Raw genomic sequence first — 4,975 nt, forward strand, 5'->3', positions numbered from 1 at the left:
CCAAGCCGTCGAAAACTGCTTTCCCGGCCTTCAAAAAAGCCCCATTAACTCACCAACCAGGATTTCGCTTCCCGTGCAAAGCCCTCCTTGTGGGAGAAGGTGGCCGAGCGAAGCTCGGTCGGATGAGGGGTGTTCCAGCTTGGCATCACCTGCATTCCGTCCAGCACCCCTCAACCGTCTTGGCGCTGCGCGCCAATCCACCTTCTCCCACAAGGGGAGAAGGTTAGACAAAACGGCGCCAGGCGATCTCTGTCTGCATTGTCGGGGGCAGTCATGCGTCTGAAGCGCCCTGCGTCCTTGACAGCGCGTGCCTCCAGGAACATGTGTCGGTCCACTTGAATTCGGGATTCTGAAATGACCAATCATTATGATGTGGTTGTGGTGGGCGGCGGTCATGCTGGTTGCGAGGCAGCCAGTGCCGCTGCGCGGGCTGGCGCCAGGACGGCGCTGGTGACGCTGCGCTTCGACACGATCGGCGTGATGTCTTGCAATCCGGCGATCGGCGGCCTCGGCAAGGGCCATCTGGTTCGCGAGATCGACGCCATGGACGGGCTGATGGGGCGCGTCGCGGATGCGGCCGGCATCCAGTTCCGCCTGCTCAACCGCCGCAAGGGGCCAGCGGTGCGTGGTCCGCGAACGCAGGCCGACCGAAAACTCTATCGCCTCGCCATGCAGGCGGCAATCCGCCAGCAGGCCGGCCTCGATGTCATCGAAGGCGAGGTGCTGGATTTCGAAATCAACAACGGGGAAATCGACGACGGACGCATCGCGGCGGTGCTATTGGCGGATGGGAGCAGGTTCGCCTGCGGCGCCGTGGTGCTGACGACCGGCACTTTTTTGCGCGGGCTGATCCATATCGGCGAAAAGAAGATCGTCGCCGGCCGCATGAACGAGCAGGCGAGCATCAGCCTGTCGGCGACGATGAGCCGCGCCGGCTTCAGGCTCGGGCGGCTGAAGACCGGCACGCCGCCGCGGCTGGACGGCAGGACGATCGATTGGGCGTCACTGGAGAGCCAGGCGGCGGACGAGGACCCCGTGCCGTTCTCGCTGCTGACCGATCGCATCGAAAATCCGCAGATCCATTGCGGCATTACCCGAACGACCAATGCAACGCACGAGCTGATTCGCGCCAATCTCGGCCGCTCGGCCATGTATTCGGGGTCGATCGAAGGCGTCGGGCCGCGTTATTGCCCGTCGATCGAAGACAAGATCGTCAAGTTCGGCGACCGCGAAGGCCACCAGATCTTTCTGGAGCCGGAAGGGCTGGACGACGACACGGTGTACCCGAACGGCATTTCGACCTCGCTGCCCGAGGATGTGCAACTCGACATCCTGAAGACCATTCCGGGGCTGGAGCGGGCAACCATGCTGCAGCCGGGCTATGCCATCGAGTATGACCATGTCGATCCACGCGAGCTCAAGCCAACGCTGGAAACCAGGCGGATCGCCGGCCTTTTCCTCGCCGGCCAGATCAACGGCACCACCGGCTACGAGGAGGCCGGCGCGCAAGGGCTGCTTGCCGGCTTGAATGCAGCGCGCAAGGCGTCGGCGAGCGAAGAAATCGTGCTGAGCCGCACCGAAGCCTATATCGGCGTGATGGTCGACGATTTGACCAGCCGCGGCATCGCCGAGCCGTACCGCATGTTCACCTCGCGGGCCGAGTTCCGGCTTTCGCTGCGAGCCGACAACGCCGATGAGCGGCTGACGCCACTGGCGATAAGGCTGGGGATTGCCTCGCCGGAGCGGATGCAGCGGTTCAACAATGGTATGCAAGACCTTGAGAAGGCGCGACAGCTCGCCCTCGGCACCACCATGACCCCCAATGAGGCAGCGCGCCATGGGCTCGAAATCAACCGGGACGGCGTCCGTCGCTCGGCCTATGAGTTGCTGGCCTATCCCGGCGTCGACATCGCTTGGCTGGCGCGGGTCGAGCCGGCTTTCGCGGCGATCGACAGCAAAACGGCCGAACGTCTTGAAACGGAAGCCAAATATTCTGTCTATCTCGACCGCCAGCAGGCCGATGTTTCGCAGATCAGGCATGAGGAGAGCAGGCTTATTCCCGAGTCGCTCGACTTTGCTTCTGTTCCCGGCCTGTCGAACGAGTTGAAGCAGAAGATGCTGGCACGCCAGCCGCGCTCGATTGCCGATGCGCAACGCATGGAAGGCATGACGCCGGCGGCGCTGGCGATTATTGTCGCCCATGTCCGCAATGCCGAGGCGGCCGCGCGAAAGCAGGTCGCGTGAGCGCTGCGTCCTGGGCAAACCTGCAGACGGCAGCGGGCCCGGTTTCACGTGAAACATTCGATCGCCTGGTCGAGTTCGAGGCCGTCTTCCAGAAATGGAACCGCCGGATCAATCTGGCCGCGCAATCGACGCAGGACGATGTCTGGCGCCGCCACATCCTCGACAGCGCGCAGCTGGCGCGAATCAAACCAGGGGCGAAGCGCTGGGTCGATCTCGGCTCCGGCGGTGGGTTTCCGGGCCTTGTGCTGGCCTTTTTGCTTGCCGAGCGGGACGGCGCCGGTATCGACCTGGTTGAAAGCAACCGGAAAAAAGCATCGTTCCTGCAAGCGGTCATCGGACAGTTCAGCCTGCCCGCCAAGGTTATCGCGCGCCGCATCGACGACAGCTATCCTCTTGTTCCAGCACCGCAAATCGTCACAGCCAGGGCACTCGCCTCGCTGCCGGCTTTGCTCAACCTGGCGGCACCGTGGCTGACCAAGGGGTCGCGCGGCCTGTTTCACAAAGGCCGGGATTACCGCGCCGAATTGGCAGAAAGCGCTCAACGATGGTCTTTCGATCTGGTAGAACATGCCAGTGCAACCGACGCGCAGGGCGTCATTCTCGAAGTATCCGACTTGCGACAGCACCCTGGCTTGTGACCGGCGACCCAAATGAATTTCTGGCATAGACCCATGATGAAGAACGGCCCCCGAATCATCACCGTCGCCAACCAGAAGGGCGGCGTCGGCAAGACGACGACGGCCATCAATCTGGCCACCGCGCTGGCGGCCATAGGCGAACAGGTGCTGATCGTCGATCTCGACCCGCAGGGCAATGCCAGCACCGGGCTTGGCATCGACCGGCGCGACCGCAGCGTCTCGTCCTATGATGTGCTGACCGGCGAGCTGGATCTCGAAGCGGCGGCGATCCCGACGGCGGTGCCTGGCCTGTCGATCGTGCCGTCGACGCTCGACCTGCTCGGCATCGAGATGGAAATCGCCTCGGCGCCGGATCGGGTGCTGCGGCTGCGCAACGCGCTGCGGGCTTCGGCCGAGCGCTCGGCCAACTTCGGCTATGTGCTGATCGACTGCCCGCCGTCGCTCAACCTGCTGACACTGAATTCGATGGCTGCGGCCGATTCGGTGCTGGTGCCGCTGCAGTGCGAGTTCTTCGCGCTGGAGGGCCTGAGCCAGCTTTTGGAGACGGTCGAGCAGGTGCGCCGCTCGATCAACCCCGACCTGACGATCCAGGGCATCGTGCTGACCATGTTCGACGGGCGCAACAATCTCGCCAACCAGGTGGTGCAGGATGTGCGGGCGCATATGGGCGACAAGGTCTATGAAACCGTCATCCCGCGCAATGTCCGCGTTTCCGAGGCGCCGTCCTATGGCAAGCCGGCGATTCTCTACGACCTAAAATGCTCGGGCAGCCAGGCCTATCTGCAGCTTGCTTCGGAAGTCATCCGCCGCGAGCGCAAATTGCGTGTCGCCTAGCAGTAACCAACAAGCGATTCGATACCGAAACGATTTGGACGGACGATGAACGAAGACCCTTCGAGAAAAAGACTGGGACGGGGACTGGCGGCGCTGATCGGCGAAATCGATCGCCCGGCGGCTCCGGAAAAGCCCGGGCTGGCGGCCGACGGCAAGGTGCCGATCGAGTTCCTCAGCCCCAACCCGAAGAACCCGCGCCGGCATTTTGGCGACGCCGACCTGACCGACCTCGCCCAGTCGATCCGCGAACATGGCGTGGTGCAGCCGGTGGTGGCGCGGCCGTCGAAAACCCAAACGGGCCGCTACGAGATCATCGCCGGCGAGCGTCGTTGGCGCGCGGCGCAACGCGCCGGGCTGACCGAAATCCCGATCATCGTACGTGACGTCAACGATCGCACGGCGCTCGAACTGGCGATCATCGAAAACGTCCAGCGCACCGACCTCAACCCGGTCGAGGAGGCGCTGGGCTACCAGCAGCTGATCGACGACCACGGCTATACCCAAGCCGATCTCGGCCAGGTGATCGGCAAGAGCCGCAGCCATGTCGCCAATACGCTGAGGCTGCTGAAGCTGCCCGACGTCATTCGCGACATGCTGGTCGACGGCGCGCTCTCGGCCGGCCACGCCCGCACCCTGGTGACGGCCGACGACCCGGCCGGGCTTGCCAAGCGGATCATCGACGAGGGGCTTTCGGTGCGCCAGGCCGAAGCCTTGGCGCAGCTGCCGGTCGGCGCGCCGGCGGCAAAGCGCCAGCCCGCCGCACCGCCGCAAAAGGATGCCGACACACTGGCGCTGGAGCGGCTGATGACCAGCACGATCGGCATGATCGTCACGATCGAGCACAACCAGCGCGGCGGCGTGATCAGCGTCGCCTACCGGACGCTGGAGCAGCTCGACGAGCTTTGTCGAAGGCTGAAGCGGGAGTAGGTAGTTAGCCGGCGCATAAATATCCGGGTTGGGCAGAGACGCTGCTTCTGCTAAGCCTCAAGCTCTTGTTCACTCCAGGGTGCGCGGCTTGTCTTGCCAGCGTTGAAGGCTTGGCGCGGCTCTCCCTTCTCCCCCTGTGGGCCTGTTGCGCAGTAACCGGGGATGTTTGGATGGGGCGGGATCGCAGGGATTTCGCTCGTATTTGTGAGCTCCGCTCCCTTGTTTGGGGTTCGGCGGCGGTTTCGGCCCGGGCGGCCGGGCTGCGGGCGCACCTATCCCGTGATGGCGGCCCATCGGCGCATGTTGAAGGCGATCGCCGCCAATGTCACCTG

General features: G+C 64.0%; 4 protein-coding genes. All 4 read left to right on the top strand.

The window, feature by feature from the left end; all coding sequences use genetic code 11:
* Positions 1 to 354 precede the first annotated feature (354 nt).
* Genes mnmG through NKI47_RS34510 form a run of 4 tightly spaced genes read left to right on the top strand, consistent with a single transcriptional unit; the run spans position 355 to position 4,643 of the window.
* Positions 355 to 2,244 (top strand): tRNA uridine-5-carboxymethylaminomethyl(34) synthesis enzyme MnmG, encoded by a 1,890-nt coding sequence (mnmG, locus tag NKI47_RS34495; RefSeq protein WP_352596224.1) that lies wholly within the window; start codon positions 355 to 357, stop codon positions 2,242 to 2,244.
* On the top strand, positions 2,241 to 2,882 hold the full coding sequence (gene rsmG / locus NKI47_RS34500; protein WP_352596227.1) for a 16S rRNA (guanine(527)-N(7))-methyltransferase RsmG: 642 nt from the start codon (positions 2,241 to 2,243) through the stop codon (positions 2,880 to 2,882). The genes mnmG and rsmG overlap by 4 nt, the downstream gene beginning before the upstream one ends.
* Before the next feature lie 33 nt (positions 2,883 to 2,915).
* Entirely contained in the window at positions 2,916 to 3,716 is an 801-nt protein-coding gene (locus tag NKI47_RS34505) for a ParA family protein (RefSeq protein WP_084641031.1), read from the top strand.
* 45 nt (positions 3,717 to 3,761) lie between these two features.
* On the top strand, positions 3,762 to 4,643 hold the full coding sequence (locus NKI47_RS34510; RefSeq protein ID WP_023675931.1) for a ParB/RepB/Spo0J family partition protein: 882 nt from the start codon (positions 3,762 to 3,764) through the stop codon (positions 4,641 to 4,643).
* Positions 4,644 to 4,975: the final 332 nt, after the last annotated feature.

The sequence above is a fragment of the Mesorhizobium sp. M0633 genome, from assembly GCF_040320645.1.
Lineage (GTDB): Bacteria > Pseudomonadota > Alphaproteobacteria > Rhizobiales > Rhizobiaceae > Mesorhizobium.

Coding starts and splice junctions, on each gene's coding strand:
- mnmG (WP_352596224.1), top strand. CDS start 355: ATGACCAATCATTATGATGTGGTTGTGGTGGGCGGCGGTCATGCTGGT.
- NKI47_RS34505 (WP_084641031.1), top strand. CDS start 2,916: ATGATGAAGAACGGCCCCCGAATCATCACCGTCGCCAACCAGAAGGGC.
- NKI47_RS34510 (WP_023675931.1), top strand. CDS start 3,762: ATGAACGAAGACCCTTCGAGAAAAAGACTGGGACGGGGACTGGCGGCG.